The sequence below is a fragment of the Ruegeria sp. CK3 genome (genome assembly GCF_056536565.1).
In genome coordinates, this window is the sequence record NZ_JBQFPV010000011.1 from 150,279 (window position 1) to 167,204 (window position 16,926).

16 protein-coding genes are annotated in these 16,926 nt (G+C 59.8%); 7 read left to right on the top strand and 9 right to left on the bottom strand.

What is annotated here, in order from left to right; all coding sequences use genetic code 11:
• Positions 1–24: 24 nt before the first annotated feature.
• Positions 25–1,200, bottom strand: coding sequence for an acetyl-CoA C-acyltransferase family protein (locus ACR0C3_RS17930; protein WP_480759749.1), 1,176 nt, complete (start codon positions 1,198–1,200; stop codon positions 25–27).
• A gap of 118 nt (positions 1,201–1,318) precedes the next feature.
• On the opposite strand from ACR0C3_RS17930, the gene ACR0C3_RS17935 reads away from it, so the two are divergent.
• From ACR0C3_RS17935 to ACR0C3_RS17960, 6 genes are all read left to right on the top strand, one after another.
• Positions 1,319–1,882: a helix-turn-helix domain-containing protein gene (locus tag ACR0C3_RS17935; RefSeq protein WP_480759750.1), complete on the top strand. Its 564-nt coding sequence runs from the start codon at positions 1,319–1,321 to the stop codon at positions 1,880–1,882.
• 100 nt (positions 1,883–1,982) lie between these two features.
• A complete protein-coding gene (locus ACR0C3_RS17940; RefSeq protein ID WP_480759751.1) occupies positions 1,983–3,170 on the top strand; it encodes a glycine C-acetyltransferase in 1,188 nt (395 codons plus the stop codon).
• Positions 3,167–4,117: a PLP-dependent cysteine synthase family protein gene (locus tag ACR0C3_RS17945; protein WP_480759753.1), complete on the top strand. Its 951-nt coding sequence runs from the start codon at positions 3,167–3,169 to the stop codon at positions 4,115–4,117. The genes ACR0C3_RS17940 and ACR0C3_RS17945 overlap by 4 nt, the downstream gene beginning before the upstream one ends.
• 19 nt (positions 4,118–4,136) lie before the next feature.
• Positions 4,137–5,165 carry an L-threonine 3-dehydrogenase gene (gene tdh, locus ACR0C3_RS17950; protein WP_480759810.1) on the top strand — a complete coding sequence of 343 codons (1,029 nt, stop codon included), beginning with the start codon at positions 4,137–4,139 and terminating at the stop codon, positions 5,163–5,165.
• A gap of 64 nt (positions 5,166–5,229) precedes the next feature.
• Positions 5,230–6,105, top strand: a complete 876-nt coding sequence (locus ACR0C3_RS17955) for a tryptophan 2,3-dioxygenase (RefSeq protein WP_480759755.1) — start codon at positions 5,230–5,232, stop codon at positions 6,103–6,105.
• Positions 6,105–6,944 (top strand): alpha/beta hydrolase, encoded by an 840-nt coding sequence (locus ACR0C3_RS17960; protein ID WP_480759756.1) that lies wholly within the window; start codon positions 6,105–6,107, stop codon positions 6,942–6,944. The genes ACR0C3_RS17955 and ACR0C3_RS17960 overlap by 1 nt, the downstream gene beginning before the upstream one ends.
• Before the next feature lie 28 nt (positions 6,945–6,972).
• On the opposite strand, the gene ACR0C3_RS17965 is transcribed toward ACR0C3_RS17960, so the two are convergent.
• The 7 genes from ACR0C3_RS17965 to pip all read right to left on the bottom strand — a co-directional run bounded on the left by ACR0C3_RS17965 (position 6,973) and on the right by pip (position 15,281).
• Positions 6,973–7,737: a caspase family protein gene (locus tag ACR0C3_RS17965; RefSeq protein WP_480759757.1), complete on the bottom strand. Its 765-nt coding sequence runs from the start codon at positions 7,735–7,737 to the stop codon at positions 6,973–6,975.
• Between the two features lie 260 nt (positions 7,738–7,997).
• Positions 7,998–10,472, bottom strand: coding sequence for a translation initiation factor IF-2 (gene infB / locus ACR0C3_RS17970; protein WP_170379973.1), 2,475 nt, complete (start codon positions 10,470–10,472; stop codon positions 7,998–8,000).
• 8 nt (positions 10,473–10,480) lie between these two features.
• On the bottom strand, positions 10,481–11,104 hold the full coding sequence (locus tag ACR0C3_RS17975) for an RNA-binding protein (protein ID WP_480759812.1): 624 nt from the start codon (positions 11,102–11,104) through the stop codon (positions 10,481–10,483).
• 23 nt (positions 11,105–11,127) lie between these two features.
• Positions 11,128–12,738 (bottom strand): transcription termination factor NusA, encoded by a 1,611-nt coding sequence (gene nusA, locus ACR0C3_RS17980; RefSeq protein WP_480759759.1) that lies wholly within the window; start codon positions 12,736–12,738, stop codon positions 11,128–11,130.
• Positions 12,738–13,328: a ribosome maturation factor RimP gene (gene rimP, locus ACR0C3_RS17985; protein ID WP_170379971.1), complete on the bottom strand. Its 591-nt coding sequence runs from the start codon at positions 13,326–13,328 to the stop codon at positions 12,738–12,740. Before rimP ends, nusA begins: the two co-directional genes overlap by 1 nt.
• A gap of 160 nt (positions 13,329–13,488) precedes the next feature.
• The gene (locus tag ACR0C3_RS17990) at positions 13,489–14,307 is read right to left on the bottom strand and encodes an ABC transporter substrate-binding protein (RefSeq protein ID WP_480759761.1); all 819 of its coding nucleotides are present in this window, start codon (positions 14,305–14,307) and stop codon (positions 13,489–13,491) included.
• Entirely contained in the window at positions 14,304–15,281 is a 978-nt protein-coding gene (gene pip / locus ACR0C3_RS17995) for a prolyl aminopeptidase (protein WP_480759763.1), read from the bottom strand. Before pip ends, ACR0C3_RS17990 begins: the two co-directional genes overlap by 4 nt.
• Before the next feature lie 49 nt (positions 15,282–15,330).
• On the opposite strand from pip, the gene ubiG reads away from it, so the two are divergent.
• Complete coding sequence (gene ubiG, locus ACR0C3_RS18000) at positions 15,331–16,077, top strand: bifunctional 2-polyprenyl-6-hydroxyphenol methylase/3-demethylubiquinol 3-O-methyltransferase UbiG (protein ID WP_480759764.1); 747 nt, start codon at positions 15,331–15,333, stop codon at positions 16,075–16,077.
• Between the two features lie 398 nt (positions 16,078–16,475).
• Here the strand turns inward: ubiG and ACR0C3_RS18005 are convergent, their stop codons facing one another.
• Positions 16,476–16,916 carry a MarR family winged helix-turn-helix transcriptional regulator gene (locus ACR0C3_RS18005; RefSeq protein WP_170379967.1) on the bottom strand — a complete coding sequence of 147 codons (441 nt, stop codon included), beginning with the start codon at positions 16,914–16,916 and terminating at the stop codon, positions 16,476–16,478.
• Positions 16,917–16,926: the final 10 nt, after the last annotated feature.

Genomic DNA, 16,926 nt, shown 5'->3' on the forward strand with positions numbered 1-16,926 from the left:
GACAGCCCCCCGCCCGTCTCGAAGTCAGAGCCGCTCGATGGCAATCGCAATACCCTGACCACCGCCGATACACATGGTGATCAGACCTTTGGAGCCACCAGTCCGCTCCAACTCATACAACGCCTTCAGCGTGATGATCGCACCTGTCGCACCCACCGGGTGACCCAGGGCAATCGCACCACCGTTCGGATTCACCTTGGCGGCGTCCAGACCCAGCTCTTTGTTCACGGCCAGAGCCTGCGAAGCAAAGGCTTCGTTGCTTTCGATCACGTCGAAGTCTTCCACCGTCAGGCCGGTCTTGGCCAGCAAGTTCTGGACCGCAGGCACCGGACCGATACCCATCACTTCGGGGCGGACACCGGCGTGGCCGTAACCCAGAATACGCGCTTTCGGCTTCAGACCAGCCTTTTCGGCCGCGTCCGCCGTGGCCAAAACCATCGCTGCCGCACCGTCATTGATGCCAGAGGCGTTGCCCGCCGTCACCCGACCATCCTTCTTGAACGCCGGACGCAGACCCGCCAACGCCTCAATCGAAGTCGCCTTGGGATGCTCATCGACCATGAAATCAACTATGTCGCGCTTGACCTTGACCTGAACCGGCGCGATCTGGCTTTGGAAATATCCGGCCTCAATGGCCGCAGCGGCGCGGGTCTGGCTGGTCAGAGCGAACTCATCCATCTGCTCGCGTGTGACCTGATGCTCATCGGCGACGTTCTCAGCCGTCACACCCATATGGCCGGTGCCAAAGGGGCAGTTCAACGCACCCAGCATCATGTCGAGCGACTTGTTATCGCCCATCTTGGCACCCCAGCGCGCCTGCTGCAGGATGTAGGGGCTGCGCGACATGCTCTCAGCCCCACCAGCCACAGAAAATTCGGCATCACCCAGCATCAGTGATTGTACCGCGGACACAATCGCCTGCGCCCCCGATCCACACAGGCGGTTCACGTTCATAGCGGGAGTTTCGACCGGGATACCTGCCTGTTTGGCCGCCGCACGCGACAGATACATGTCGCGCGGTTCGGTGTTGATCACATGACCAAACACAACGTTGCCAATCTGGCCGCCTTCGACGCCCGACTTCTCCATTGCGGCTTCGGTCACAACGGTCGCCAGATCAATCGGTGCGGTCGAGGCTAGAGCACCCCCAAACGTTCCAACCGCCGTACGGGCCCCATCCAGAATGACGATATCTTTCATGTCTCTTCTCCTCTTGGATTTGGCGGCACTATTACGCCCAGTTGGCGCGTTGTCCTATACGACGTACCGTCACAATCAGAATTGACAACCCACCGTGAAAAGCGCATCAGATTCCGTCATGACGGAAAACACAGACGATATCCTGACCCTTCTGCCCGCCCGCCTGAAAGAGGCGCGTCGCGCCAAGGGCCTGTCGCTGGAAGCTGTTGCAAATCTCAGCGGCGTGTCCCGCTCGATGGTCAGTCAGATCGAACGAGGCGAAAGCAGCCCAACCATCTCGACCCTGTGGAACCTGACGCGGGCCCTGCAGGTGGATTTCGCAGGGCTGCTGGAAGAGACCAAAACCTCGGACCAGATCGAGGTTCTGCGCCAGGCCGAGGTGCCCAGCATCGACAATATGGGACAGAACTGCCGCATCCGTATCCTGTCGCCCCCGGAAGAGGCCGGAGGGCACGAGGTCTACGACATCCGCTTTGACCACAACGGCACACTGAACAGCCAGCCGCATGCCCGCGGCACACGCGAACAATTGACGGTTCTGGAAGGTGCGGTACGCGTCACCTCGGGCACTGCAATATCTGAGATGCAGCAGGGCGACACCGCCCGATATGCAGCTGATGTGACCCATTCCATTGCTTCGAAATGCCCCGCGCGGGTCTTTCTGATCGTCAAAAACGCCTAAATTCCGCCTTCACGGAAATTTTTCCCGTATAGTGTAATTCTCCTATTTGGGAATTGAATCCGTTATGTTAGAAATCCGACTCAGATGAACGGAGGTCGCCATGGCAGATGCATTCCTGTCCCATATCACGGACACCCTCGCGCAGATCGAATCCGAAGGTCTGTATAAACGCGAACGCATGATTACATCGCCTCAGGGCGGTGAGATCACGGTGGGCGACAAGCAGGTCATCAACCTGTGCGCCAATAACTACCTGGGTCTGGCCGACCATCCCGCGCTAATCGAAGCGGCCACAGATGCAATGGGCCCCAAAGGGTTCGGCATGGCCTCGGTCCGGTTTATCTGCGGCACACAGGACATTCACCGCGAGCTGGAACAGAAGCTGGCCGAGTTCCTGAACAAGGATGACTCGATCCTGTTCGCCGCCTGTTTCGACGCGAACGGCGGGCTGTTCGAACCCCTTCTCGGACCCGAGGATGCGATAATCTCGGACAGTCTGAACCACGCCTCGATCATCGACGGGGTGCGGCTGTGTAAAGCCAAGCGCTATCGCTATCTGAACAACGACATGAACGACCTTGAGGCCTGGCTGAAACAGGCGCGCGAGGATGGAGCGCGGCATATCATGATCGCGACCGACGGCGTGTTTTCAATGGATGGTTACCTCGCCAACCTGCCGAAGATCCGTGAGCTGGCCGACAAGTATGACGCCATCGTCATGGTCGATGATTGCCACGCTACCGGGTTTATGGGACCGAACGGCGCGGGCACGCCGGATCATTTCGGTGTCGATGTCGACATCCTGACGGGAACCTTGGGAAAAGCACTTGGGGGGGCAATCGGCGGTTACATCGCCGGGCCGCAGCCAGTGATCGACCTGCTGCGGCAGCGGGCGCGGCCCTATCTGTTCTCGAACTCGCTGCCGCCATCCATCGTCGCCGCCGGGATTGAGGCTATCCGTCTGGTTCAACAGGGCGACATGCTGCGCGCGCAGCTGTTCGGAAACACCAAATACTGGCGGGCGGGGCTGGAGAAGCTGGGTTTTGACCTTCTGCCAGGTGAACACCCAATCATTCCGGTCATGCTGGGCGACGCGTCATTGGCGCAGGACATGGCGGCCCGGTTGTTTGACGAAGGCGTGTATGTCTCCGGCTTTTTCTTCCCAGTGGTCCCGCGCGGGCAGGCCCGGATTAGAACCCAAATGAACGCCGCCCTGACGCGGCAAGAGCTTGACCAGGCGCTTGCCGCGTTTGGGAAAATCGGCAAAGAGCTTGGAGTCATCGAATGACCCTTGCCTCTGTCATCGACGCCATCGGCAATACCCCTTTGGTGGACCTGTCGCGCATCTGCCAGCGGCTTCAGCTGGACGGTCGCATTCTGGCCAAGCTGGATTATCTATTGCCCGGCTTCTCGAAAAAGGACCGCGCGGCAAAAACCATCATCCAAATGGCCCGCGTCGACGGAACGCTTGCGCCGGGCCAAACTGTTGTCGAGCTGACCTCGGGCAATATGGGAACCGGTCTGGCGATTGTCTGCGGAATCATGGGCCATCCGTTTGTCGCGGTGATGAGCGCCGGGAACTCGGTCGAGCGTGCGCGCATGATGCGGGCACTGGGGGCTGAGGTGATCATCGTGCCTCAGGCACCTGGCAGCAAACCGGGTGAGGTTTCGGGCGCTGATCTGGCTCTGGTGGACCAAGCGGCGAAGCAAGTCACCGCAGAGCGCGGCGCGTTTCGCGCGGATCAGTTTGGCCACTCCGGCAACCCCAAAGCGCATGCAACCGGGACCGGGCCGGAAATCTGGGACCAATCGGGTGGCGCTGTCACGGCCTTCTGTGATTTCGCCGGTTCAGGCGGCACCCTGGCCGGAGCAGCGGCATTCTTCGCGCCGTATGATGTGCGGTGTTACGCCATCGAACCCGAAGGCGCACGGGCCTTGGGCGGTGAAGTCGTCGACACGCCCGACCACCCGATACAGGGCGGCGGCTACGCCATGGCTGACCTGACCCATATGAACGGCGTCCCCCTCGCTGGGCACCTTTCGGTATCAGGCAACGCGGCCCGAGATTGCGCCCGGTTGCTCGCACGCAGCGAAGGGATCTTTGCCGGATACTCGGCCGGTGCGAACCTTGCTGGTGCGATCGAGCTGCTGCGCGGCCCCGAGCGTGGCGGCTGCGTCGCGATCGTCATTTGCGACAGCGGCCTAAAATACCTGTCCACCGATTTATGGGAGTAGTGCAATGCGTCCCAATACAATGAAAGCACTGGAAAAATCCGAACCTAAGGAAGGCCTGTGGATGATCCAAGCGCCGGTGCCCGAGATCGGCCCGGATGAGGTGCTGATCCGGATCAACAAGACCGGCATCTGCGGGACCGACATTCATATCTGGAACTGGGATGATTGGGCGGCTGCCACGGTTCCCGTTCCGATGATCACCGGCCATGAATTCGCGGGAGAGATCGTTGAGATCGGCCGAAACGTAACCGGGCTTGAGATCGGGCGGCGCTGCTCGGGCGAGGGGCACCTGATCGGAACAGACAGCCGTCAGAGCCGCGCGGGCAAGTTCCACCTCGACCCCGGCACGCGTGGCATAGGCGTCAACGAACAAGGCGCGTTTGCGCAATATCTGAAACTGCCTGCCTTCAATGTCGTCCCTCTACCCGACGACGTGCCAGACGAAATCGGAGCCATTCTCGACCCGCTGGGAAACGCCGTTCACACCGCGCTCAGCTTTGATCTGCTAGGGGAGGATGTGCTGATCACAGGCGCTGGACCGATTGGCATCATGGCCGCAGCCGTCGCCCGCCACGCAGGTGCCCGCAATGTGGTCATCACCGACATCAACCCCGACCGCCTGAAACTGGCCGAACACGTTGTGCCAACGGTTCGCGCAGTCGATGTCTCCAAAGAGGACCTGCAGGATGTTATCGCCGAGCTGGGATTGAAGGAAGGTTTCGATGTGGGGCTGGAAATGTCCGGCTCGCAAGTCGCGCTGGACCAAATGGTCGAGGCATTGGTTATGGGTGGCAAGATTGCCCTGCTGGGTATTCCGCCCGGCAAGTCCCCGGTCGATTGGTCCCGCATCGTGTTCAAGGCCATCACCATCAAGGGCGTGTACGGGCGCGAGATGTTCGAGACCTGGTACAAGATGATCGCCATGCTGCAAAATGGCCTGGATGTTAGCCGCGTGATCACCCATCAGATGAAAGTCGACGATTTTGCCGAAGGGTTTGCGGCCATGAAATCTGGTCAATCCGGCAAGGTGGTTCTCGACTGGACCTGACCCTCTGGCGCTGCGCGGGCTGACCCCTTACACATCGGGTAACCTCAGGCGTTTGGAGGAGCAAATGAGCGACACTGACAGGTATCTGGAACGCGGGATCGAAGATTCTCTGGTCACCGATTTCACCGAGACCCATCGCAAAAGCTATGGCGATTTTCTGCAACTCAAGACGCTGCTGAACCTGCAGAAGACGTTTCAGGACCCCGCCCAGCCCGACGAGATGTTGTTCATCATCATCCATCAGGTCAGCGAGCTGTGGCTGAAACTGATGCACCATCAACTGGTCGAAGTGCGCCGCTTCCTGCAACAGGACGCGTTTGGTCCAGCGATGAAAAACCTCGACCGCATCAAAGCCATTCAACATCAGCTGATCGCGGCCTGGGAAACCCTGCTGACCATGACGCCCGCCGACTACATGACCTTTCGGCAGGCACTTGGCAGTTCCTCCGGGTTCCAAAGCTATGGCTACCGCCAGATCGAGTTCATTCTGGGCAACAAGGACCCCTCGACCCTGAAAGTTCACGCCCATGATCCCGAAGTGATGGAGATGTTGAACGCAGCACTTACCAAGCCGTCGCTCTACGACGAGGTACTGCACATGCTGGCCCGCCAAGGCTTCGACGTGCCGCAGGACTTGCTGGAGCGGGACTATGCGCAGCCCTACTCCGGCGATCCTCGGGTGGTGAAAATCTGGGTTCAGGTCTTTCGCGAGACCGAAAAAAACTGGGAGCTTTATGCGCTGGCAGAGAAGCTGATGGATGTGGAATGCCTGTTCCAACGGTGGCGGTTCGATCACGCGACCGCCGTTGAACGTGTCATCGGGATGCAGCCGGGAACAGGAGGCTCCAGCGGCGTCGGCTTCTTACGCAAAGCATTGGAATTGCGCTTCTTCCACGATTTGTATGATATGCGCACAGAACTGATCTATGCGGGGGACTGATGCTGTATCGCGGGTTTTCACAGGCTGAACTGGAACAGGAATATTCGCCGAGATCAATGATCGGCGGTGATCTGACGCCTTACATTGCCAGCTATGGCGCCCTCAGCGCACAGGCGCGGGGCAGTCTGACGGTTCAGGAAAATCTGACCTATGGCGCAGGCCCGGCGCAGGTTCTGGATTACTTCCCGGCGGCCGAAGCAGGCGCGCCGCTGCATGTCTTTATCCATGGCGGCTATTGGCAGGCCCTCAGCCAGCGCGAGTCCGCCATGATGGCACCGGCGCTGATTGAAGAGGGTCAGGCTTTCGCAACATTGAACTATACTCTGGCCCCTGATGCCCGCATCGCAGACATGATCGAGGAGTGCCGTGATGCGTTGCTCTGGTTGGCGACGCAGGCTGAGTCGCTGGGGTTTGACCCCAGCAGAATAACTTTGTCAGGGCACAGCGCCGGGGCGCAATTGGCTAGCATGGTTATGGCGCAATCTGCCAACGCTCTGGCCCGCGCCGGGTTGCGGGTGCGCGACGTGATCCTGATCAGCGGGGTTTATGATCTGGAGCCGATCAGCCTGACCTCGGTCAACGATCCGCTGCAACTGACCCCGGTTGAGGTCAACGACCTTTCCCCTATCCGTCACGTGCCACTACCCGGACCGCGCTATCACGTGACCGTGGCCGAAAGGGACACACCGGAATTCATCCGCCAAAGCCGCGACTACGCCGAACACCTACGAAAGGCCGGACATTCTGTCAGCTTCGATCTGAAAAAAGGGATGCAGCATTTCGACATCATAATGCATCCGGGGACGTTCACAGTTTCAAAGCAGTCGGGAACGCCCTAGTCTTCGCGTTGCCCGGGGCTGGTCCCTGTTAATTCAAACTCGGGTCCGTGATGCCAATCCGTAAGTTCAGGGATGACCGGGCCCAAGGGGATTGCACTCCGTCCGTTTCGCCGATCACTTCCGTGCGCACCTGATCAAACATCTGCTCTAGTGTTAGACCTCGGGTCCCGATCGCGCGCGCAATGGCTGCTGTGTAAGGGCTGTTGGTCCCAGTCCCGTCCAGTGCGACGTCGCCGGGTCCGGTGGCATAGGCGATCAGGTTGTTGGTGCGGGCCGTCATACGTGCAAGCCCGTCGCCGACATCCAGGGCACCATCTGTTTCACTGTCAAAAGGATTATCGCGGCAAGCGTCCAGAATCATGACACTCACGGCCTGAGGTGTGTGAATACGATCCAGAACCCACTCGGCCGGGACAGCCTGATCCGCAATATCAGCCTCGGACTTAATGTTCACGCCCAGCGGAAGCAGGTAGTTGAACTCATCACTGCGCACCCCGTGTCCGGCAAAATAGAACACCGCCAAGGCCTCGGATCCCGCCGCACGCACAGTGCGGGCAAAAGCTTCAACCTCCTGCTCCATCTCTGCGCGGCTTGCATCCGTCAGTGTCGTGACCGCAAATCCCGCGCCGCGCAGCTCTTCGCTCATCAAGCGCGCGTCGTTCACAGGGTTGTCCAGCGCCGGGACAGTTGAGTACCCAGCATTCCCGATCACGAGGGCGAACCGTTCATGCGCCAATGCGGGCCCGGCAATCAGGGTGACGACAAAGCAGAGTGCTGTAAAAATACGCGTCAAATCTATCTCCAAATCCTATCGAACGAGAGAAGCAGGTCTCTTCGTTTGGCCCTTAAGCGCTGCGGGTCCGTTCAATCCCGACCAACAGTAAATCAAGACCGGGCCTCGAAAGTCCATATACGAACTTGTTACAGCCCCCTGCATAGCTTGAATGTAACGAGGAACACGTTGAACCAAAAAATAGACGTAGATCGCGAAGTGCCAAAAAAAACAGCGGCCCAAGTCGAGCCGCTGTTTTCAAACTTACTTGCAGAACCGGATCAGTCCAGCGTGCGGGTGACTTCTTCGCGCTCGAAGATTTCGATCACGTCGCCTGCGCGGATATCGTCGTAGTTCTCGAACGCCATACCGCATTCCTGACCCGACTGAACCTCGGCCACTTCGTCCTTGAAGCGCTTCAGCGTCTTCAGCGTACCTTCGTGGATCACCACGTTGTCGCGCAGCAGGCGAACACCTGCGGAGCGGCGGGCAACGCCTTCGGTGACCAGACAGCCAGCAACCTTGCCGACGCCGGTAACCTTGAAGACTTCGCGGATCTCGGCGTAACCGATGAACTTCTCGCGGATCTCGGCGCTCAGCAGGCCGGATGCGGCCGCTTTCACGTCATCCACGAGGTCATAGATCACCGAATAATAGCGGATCTCGACACCCTTCTGGTTCGCGGTGTTCCGCGCCGATGCGTTGGCACGGACGTTGAACCCGAAGATCGGTGCGCCGGAGGCTTCTGCCAGACCGACATCCGTCTCGGTGATCGCACCGACGCCCGAGTGCAGAACGCGCACGCGCACTTCGTCGTTGCCGATCTTCTCCATCGCCTGAACGATGGCTTCGGCCGAACCTTGTACGTCCGCCTTCATCAGAATCGGCAGCTCGGTGACGTTTTCGTCTTCCTTGGCCTTCTGCATCAGCTGCTCAAGGGTGGTCGCGGCACCGGCGGCGGCGCGTTTGTCCTTGGCGGCTTGCTCACGATAGGCAGCAATCTCACGCGCCTGCGCTTCGGTCTCGGTCACGTTCAGAACGTCACCCGCCTCGGGCGTACCGTTGAGACCCAGAACCTCGACCGGAACCGAGGGGCCGGCTTCTTTCACGCGGTCGCCCTTGTCGTTGATCAGCGCACGGACCTTACCGTATTGCTCACCCACAACGAAGATATCGCCTTGGCGCAGTGTGCCGTTCTGAACAAGAACGGTGGCCACGGGGCCACGGCCCACATCCAACTGCGCCTCGATCACGGCACCTTGGGCCGCGCGGTCGGGGTTGGCTTTCAGCTCCAGAATCTCGGCTTGCAGCGCGATGGCTTCCAGCAACTCATCCAGACCCTGACCGGTGATGGCCGAGACTTCGACGTCCTGAACCTCACCCGACATTTTCTCGACGATCACTTCATGCTGAAGCAGATCGGTCCGCACCTTGTCCGGATTTGCATCTGGCTTATCGACCTTGTTGATCGCCACGATCATCGGCACTCCGGCCGCTTTGGCGTGGTTGATCGCCTCGATCGTCTGCGGCATCACGGCGTCGTCTGCCGCAACAACCAGAACCACGATATCCGTGACCTGAGCACCACGCGAACGCATCGACGTAAACGCTGCGTGGCCCGGAGTATCCAGGAAGGTCAGCGTGGTGCCGCCATCGGTTTTCACCTGATAGGCGCCGATGTGCTGGGTGATGCCACCGGCCTCACCTGCCACAACACGCGCGTCGCGGATTGCATCCAACAGCGAGGTCTTACCGTGGTCAACGTGACCCATAATCGTGATGACCGGCGGACGCGGCTGCAGATCGTCTTCGCTGTCTTCGACCTCCTTGATGACGTCTTCAACATCCGAATCGGAGACGCGAGTGACCTTGTGGCCAAACTCTTCGATGATCAGTTCAGCAGTGTCAGCGTCGATGGTCTGGTTCTGAGTAACCATCATGCCCATCTGCATCAGCGATTTTACAACATCAGCCACACGCTCGGCCATACGGTTGGCGAGCTCTGACACCATGATGGCCTCGGGCAGCTGAACGTCACGAATGACCTTTTCGCGTTCAACCGAACCGCCCATGGCTTTCTGACGCGCACGCTCTTGCTTGCGCTTCATCGCGGCCATCGAGCGTTGGCGGTTGCCTTCGCCACCGGTGGCCTGACCCAGTGTCAGCTTGCCCGAACGGCGGTTGTCGTCGCGGCCTTTGCCACGGCCGCGCTGTTCACGCTCACGATCCTGTTTGCGCGGAGCAGCCGCAGGTGCAGGCTTGCTTGCCGGGCTACGGGCCGCTTTGGGCTCTTCCGGGGCCGGGGCGGCAGCAGCGCGTTTGGCAGCTTCTTCCGCCTCTTGGCGCTTGCGCTCTTCTTCTTCGGCCTTGGCGCGGGCTTTCTCTTCGGCCTCACGCTGTTCGCGTTCCTTGGCCTCTTGTTCCGCACGGCGACGGGCGCGTTCTTCTTCACGCGCCTTTTCAGCTGCCTCACGGGCGGCGGCCTCTTCGACCTCGCGCGCTTTGGCGGCTTGCAATGCCTTCATCCGGCGGGCCATTTCCGCGTCGGAGATCCCGGCAGGACGGCGCGACGGATCACCCGAGGGCGTTGCTCCGCCACCCGGCTTTCCGGCACCCGGCTTGGGGACCACCACGCGTTTGCGTTTGGTTTCCACCACGACATTCTTGGTGCGTCCGTGGCTGAAACTCTGTTTCACATTTCCGGGGCGTGCCCCGCCACGAAGACCCAATGTCTTTTTGCCGTCATTATCGCTCATAAAGCTTCTTACCCTTCCGCGCGGCCCCTGCCGCCGTCATCCGTTTCGCGCAAGCCACGCAGGCGCTGCGCTTCCTCTACAACACGTTTGGCGAGTCCGCCAGAGGCCAGCGCCGCATGAATCACGGTTTGGCGCCCAAATGCCGCCCCTAACTCGTCCGCAGTGAGCCATCCGATGTACTTTCCGAAGTGCGGCGTGCTGAGTTTCGACTTGCCGCGCCCCGATCCATCGCTGGCCTGAATCAGTACCTGAGCCTCTTCCCGGTCCAGCCACGTCTTGACCTTTTCATATCCGGCGACCGCATCGCCGGACTTACGCGCCAAGCTGAGAAGCTCAACCACACGGCGCGCGACTTGTTTTTCGACCTCATCGGCCAGGTCCGCTTGGGCCGTGACCTGCGCCTTGAACCCGCGCGAGAACAGCTTTTTGCTGACCGCCTTGTCCAAGGCTGTGCGATCTGCCGCCACATAGACCCCACGACCCGGCAATTTCGCCGCGACATCGGGATAGACCTGACCATCCGGCCCCGTCACAAAGCGGATCAGCCCGTATTTGGGCTGAACCTCGCCCGTGGCGATGCACTTGCGCTCAGGTCCGTCGGACCGATCTTTATGGACGCCACCGCGACCCATCTCAGCCACCCGAGGCCCTGAGATCAGGCCTCAGCCTCCTCTTCGGCTTCAACGTCTTCTTCTGCCTGCTCCAGCTCGGCCGGATCAACCCAGCCCAACATGATACGAGCAGTCATGACCAGATCCTGCGCCTCTTCCAACGTTACGCCGAACGGCTCAAGCACACCGTCATCCTTGATACGCTCACCATCGACCGTGGTCCAGCCACCGGCCAGTTCCCAGTCGGCACAGGTTGCAAAGTCTTCAAGAGTCTTCACCTCATCCTTGGCCAGCGCTTCTACCATCTGGGGTGTCAGGCCTTCGAATTCAATAAGGCTGTCCTCGGCACCCAGAGCGCGCGCGGCATCCAACGCGGCTTTGGCCTGAGCCTCAAGGAAATCGCGGGCACGGGCCTGCAGTTCCTGCGCGGTGCCTTCGTCGACACCGTCGATGACCAGCAGTTCGTCCAGTTCAACATAGGCAACCTCTTCGAGGTTAGTGAAGCCTTCGGAAACCAGCAGCTGCGCGAAGAATTCGTCCAAATCCAAGCTGTCCATGAACAGCTGGGTGCGGGCTTCGAATTCTTTCTGACGACGCGCCGATTCCTCGGCTTCGGTCATGATGTCGATGTCCAGGTTGGTCAGCTGGCTGGCCAGACGCACATTCTGACCACGACGACCGATTGCAAGCGAAAGCTGCTCTTCAGGGACAACCACTTCGATCTTGCCGGCTTCTTCGTCCAGAACCACCTTTGAAACTTCGGCGGGCTGCAGAGCGTTGACAAGGAAAGTCGGCTGATCTTCGTTCCACGGGATGATGTCGATCTTTTCGCCCTGCAGCTCGTTCACAACGGCCTGCACGCGGCTGCCGCGCATACCAACGCAAGCGCCGACGGGGTCAATCGAGCCGTCATAAGAAATCACGGCAATCTTGGCGCGCGAGCCGGGGTCACGGGCTACGGCCTTGACCTCGATGATGCCGTCATAGATTTCCGGCACTTCCATTTTGAACAGCTCGGCCATGAATTCCGGCGCGGTGCGCGACAGGAAGATCTGGTGGCCACGAACCTCGCGGCGAACCTCTTTGATGTAAGCGCGCACGCGGTCATTCGGGCGATAGCTTTCGCGACCGATCTTGTCATTGCGGCGCAGAACGGCCTCGGCACCGCCCAGATCGACGATGACATTGCCGAATTCCTCGCGCTTGACCGCACCGTTGATGATGGTGCCAGCACGATCCTTAAATTCTTCGTACTGACGATCACGCTCGGCCTCGCGGACCTTCTGCAGGATCACCTGCTTGGCGGATTGCGCAGCAATACGGCCCATTTCAACCGGAGGAACTTCTTCCACGAAGACGTCGCCAACCTCGGGCGATTCCATGTACTGACGTGCCTGCTCGACGGTCATCTCGGCCTGGTAGTTCTCAAGCTCTTCATCCTCGACCACGGTGCGGACGCGGGTAAAGGTCGCCTTGCCGGTCTTGCGGTCGATGGAGACACGAATGTCCATTTCCGCGCCGTAGCGGCTCTTGGCGGCACGGGCGAGCGATTCCTCCATCGCTTCGACAACCAGACCGGGGTCGATCATCTTTTCGCGGGCCACGGCCTCGGCGGTCTGCAGCAGCTCCAGCTGGTTGGCTGAGGTGATTGCCATCAGTTCGTCTCCTCTTCGGACCCTTCGGTCTCAATCTCGTCGAAAGCGTTTTCGTTCAGGGCACCGGCGTCTTTGCGCTGGCGCAGCATTTCCTTGATCAGGTCATCGGTCAGGACCAGCTTGGCGTCGCTCAGCCAGTCGAATTGCAGACCGATGGTGATCGTCTCAGACCCCTCGGGGATGTTGATCAGAACCTCATCCCCTTCGATCCCGGCCAATTCACCCTTGAAGCGGCGGCGACCGTCGATCAGCTCGGCAGTTTCGATCTTGGCCTCATACCCTTCGAAATTTTCAAAGTCCTTGAGACGGGTCAGAGGGCGATCAATACCGGGGCTTGAGACCTCAAGCGTATATGCATCGAGGATCGGGTCCTCGACATCCAGCGTGGCGCTGACCGCGTTGGAAATCTCGGCGCAGTCATCCACTTCGATACCGCCATCGGGCTTGTCGGCCATGATCTGCAGCGTGGTTTGCTTGCCGCTCATCAAACGGACGCGGACGAGTTCATACCCCAGATCTTCAATCACGGGGGTGATGATCTCGGCCAGTCGCCGGTCAATGGCCGCTTTGGCTATCAGGTCGTTTGTCATCAGGTTCTCTACCCTATCGATCGGGCACAAAAAAACGGGCGCGCGGCCCGTCGAATTTTCCGGTGGAGCCTTGGACCAGAAGTCCAACGCGCCGCTGTTGCAACTGCATATACGCAGGAGTTCCCGAGTCTGCAACCCCCGGCGCAATTCGTGATCGGATTTACGCCAACCACCAACGTTCGGCGATACGGCCGTCATCCAGCGTCGCTTTGCCGATCTGCCTCGGCATCCCGACCTGAGCCGCCACCGCCAGCGCCATATCCGATTCGCTGGGGTAATAGCGCAGCCCCCGCTGGGATTTCAGATCGCCCCTTTCGGGCAGGGCGGCAATGTCCACATATCCGTCACGCAAGGCTTCAGCGCGGACGCGTGCATCAGGGATCACGATGATTTCCACTGTATCAGCCCAACCGGCCTGACCATCCTTGTAATGCCCGGCAACTTTGCGGCCCAAGAAATGACGCCCATCCTCGGCCCGCTCGACCCGGTAGCATCCGGTCCCGTTGGCCACATGCAAAGGCGTCACCGTCTGCCCATCGCGGGTTACGACAAAGCGGCTATTGGCCAGCAGGAAGGGAAGACCGGGATTGGCTTCGACCAGTTCCAGCCGCACGTGATCGGCAGCCAGGGCCTCGGCCTGACCAAGTTCGGCCAGCATGGCCACAACATCATCGGCGTGCAACGCCGTTTCATCGTGGAACGATACGTCTTGGCGTAGATCAAACCGCCAGATGCGCGCGTTGTCTTCCGTCTGCCATCCTGTCGCCAACTCCCCACTCAATGTGCCATCCGGTGCGATCTCGGTCAGGGTATCGAACACGGCCCCACGGGCCAGCTGCTCCAAACTGTCATCGCGCGGAACTGCCAGCCGCAGCGCGCCACCTTTCTTCGGAGTATCGGCCAAAGACGCCCCCGTGGCCGCAAGCAACGCAGCGGCGGCACCCGATGCAAACAAAGCACGGCGGTCCATCCGGGTCATGCGACCCCCTCGGCCACGCGGTCCATGATTCGGACCAGCTCGGCACTTATTCCGGGTTCCGACAGGGCGTGGCCTGCATGGCGAACCATCTTCAGTTCGACATTGGGCCAACGCTCGGCCAAAGACCAAGCCGCCTGAGGCGGGCAGATCATGTCATAGCGCCCCTGCACGATATGTCCGGGTATATGCGCGATGCGATCCATCTGATCCAGAATCTGCCCGTCCTTCTGTAGAAAGGCACTGTTGGTGAAATAGTGGTTCTCGAGCCGCGCAAAGGCCCGCGCATATTCACCGGGGCTTTCACCGGTCGATCCGTTCGAATGGATCGACGCCAGGGCGTTCTCCCACGCCGACCAAGCGCGCCCGTAGAGAACCTCGGTTGCCCGGTCGCCCGAGAACAGGCGTTTGTTGTAGGCCGCAATCGTGTCCGACAGTTCTTCCTCGGACAGCAGGGCGGTGAATTTTGTCCACTGCTCGGGCCAGAACTTCCCCGCGCCGCCGCCATAGAACCAATCCAGCTCGGCCTGCGTCGCAAGAAACACCCCACGCAGAACCAGACGGCTGACCCGATCCGGGTGCGCCTGCGCGTAGATCAACGCCAGAGTCGCGCCCCAGCTGCCGCCAAACACCGTCCATTCGTCGATATCCAGTAGCGACCGCAGCCGCTCAATATCCTCGACCAGATGCCACGTCGTGTTGTCCTCGACCGAAGCATGAGGCCGCGATTTCCCACAGCCGCGCTGATCAAACAGAATCACCCGGAAGACGCGTGGATCAAAGTACCGCCGCATCGCTGGGCTGCAGCCACCGCCCGGCCCCCCATGCAGCACAACCACCGGCACCCCGTCGGGATTGCCACTTTGCTCCATATAAATCTGGTGCCCATCGCCCACACTGACCAACCGCTGATCAAAAGGATCGATCGGCGGGTAGAGATATTGCACTGCGCGCTTTTGGTCCGGGTACTTGTCCATTATGGCCCTATATAGTCCTTAAGACTTAAAAGAGCATACGGAGACAGGAATGCAAGCGCATCCGAACACGGTCGACCCATCCGAGATCGCTAAATTTGAGGCGATGGCAGCGGAATGGTGGGACCCGCATGGGAAATTCAAACCTCTGCACATGCTGAATCCGTGCCGTCTGGATTATATCACGCAGCAGATAGCCGGGGAATTTGACCGTGATCTGAAGGCTGCGAAACCGTTCGAAGGCCTGCGCCTTCTGGATATCGGCTGCGGTGGAGGGCTGCTGAGCGAACCCATGGCCCGCCTTGGGGCCGAGGTCGTGGGGGCCGACGCTGCTGCGGGCAACCTGCCCGTCGCCCGCATCCATGCCGAGCAATCGGGGCTTGAGATCGATTATCGCCACACCACCGCCGAGGACATGGCCGCCGCAGGCGAGCAGTTCGACGTGGTGCTGAACATGGAAGTGGTTGAACATGTCGCCGACCCGCTTAGCTACCTGACCGCCACGCAACAATTGCTGAAACCCGGCGGGCTCGAGATTTGCTCGACCATCAACCGCAACCCGAAATCCTATGCCATGGCCATCTTCGGGGCCGAGGTTGTCATGCGCTGGCTGCCACGCGGTACGCATGAGTGGAACAAGTTCATTACCCCCGATGAGCTATTCGACCTGTTGCGCCAAGCCGGACTGGAGCCGGTGGACCGCAAGGGCTTTGTCTTCAACCCGATCCTGTGGAGCTGGTCGATCTCGGACCGAGATTTGAGCGTGAATTATGTGACGGCAAGTGTGAAACCAGGGTAGATTCAGCACAAATATGCAACCGATCAGCAACTGGACAATTGGGTGGTTCCTTCCGCTCTATGATCGAAATCCGCTTGTAGGAAGCGTGTTGGGCTTAGCGTGCATCTTTTTTGCGCTCATTGCGATTGGTGTGTTCATGCTTGCGATCAAAGAGAACGCCGGAGCTCCAATTCCGACAACCGGGCTGGTATAGGCGCATATTGTCATCATGCTGTTGAAACCAATGTCGATGGTTGTATGCCTAGCGTGCGAATTCCTATGGCGGAATTTTGGCGTATATTCTCTGCTGAGAGTTAAAGGTTGCCCCATTCGCGAAAGATATGAACCTGCAGACTTGAGCAAGGTCCTCTCGCGCCCTCAAGAATCCATCAGTGGTGCAGAGTAACGCTTCTTTGCCGCTACTCCCCTTCCAACTGCAACCGCAAATCTCGCAGCACCGGCAACGTGCTCCGGACACGCTCCAACCCCAGCTCTCCGACCACACGATTAATGAGCGGGGCAATCGACGAAATCGCCTGATCGCGCGCGCGGCGGCCGGCGGGGCTGATCGCCACCATCTTGCGGCGGGCGTCGTCCCAGTCGGGGCGGATGTGGATGTAGCCGGCCCATTCGAGCTTAGCCAACGTGTTGGTCATCGCCCCTCGGGTCACGTGGAAGGTGCTGGCGAGTTGCGCGGGCGTCCGTTCTCCACCGGCATAGGCCAGATGGTTCAGCACCGAGAAATGCGAGATTTCCATGCCCTTGGGCAGCACCCGGCTCAGCCGGTTGCGCAATAGCTGGTCGGCGGTCAGGATCTCGCTGAAAAGCGTGACCGCAAGGGCATTGGTATCGTCTGTCATGGTCCGGTTC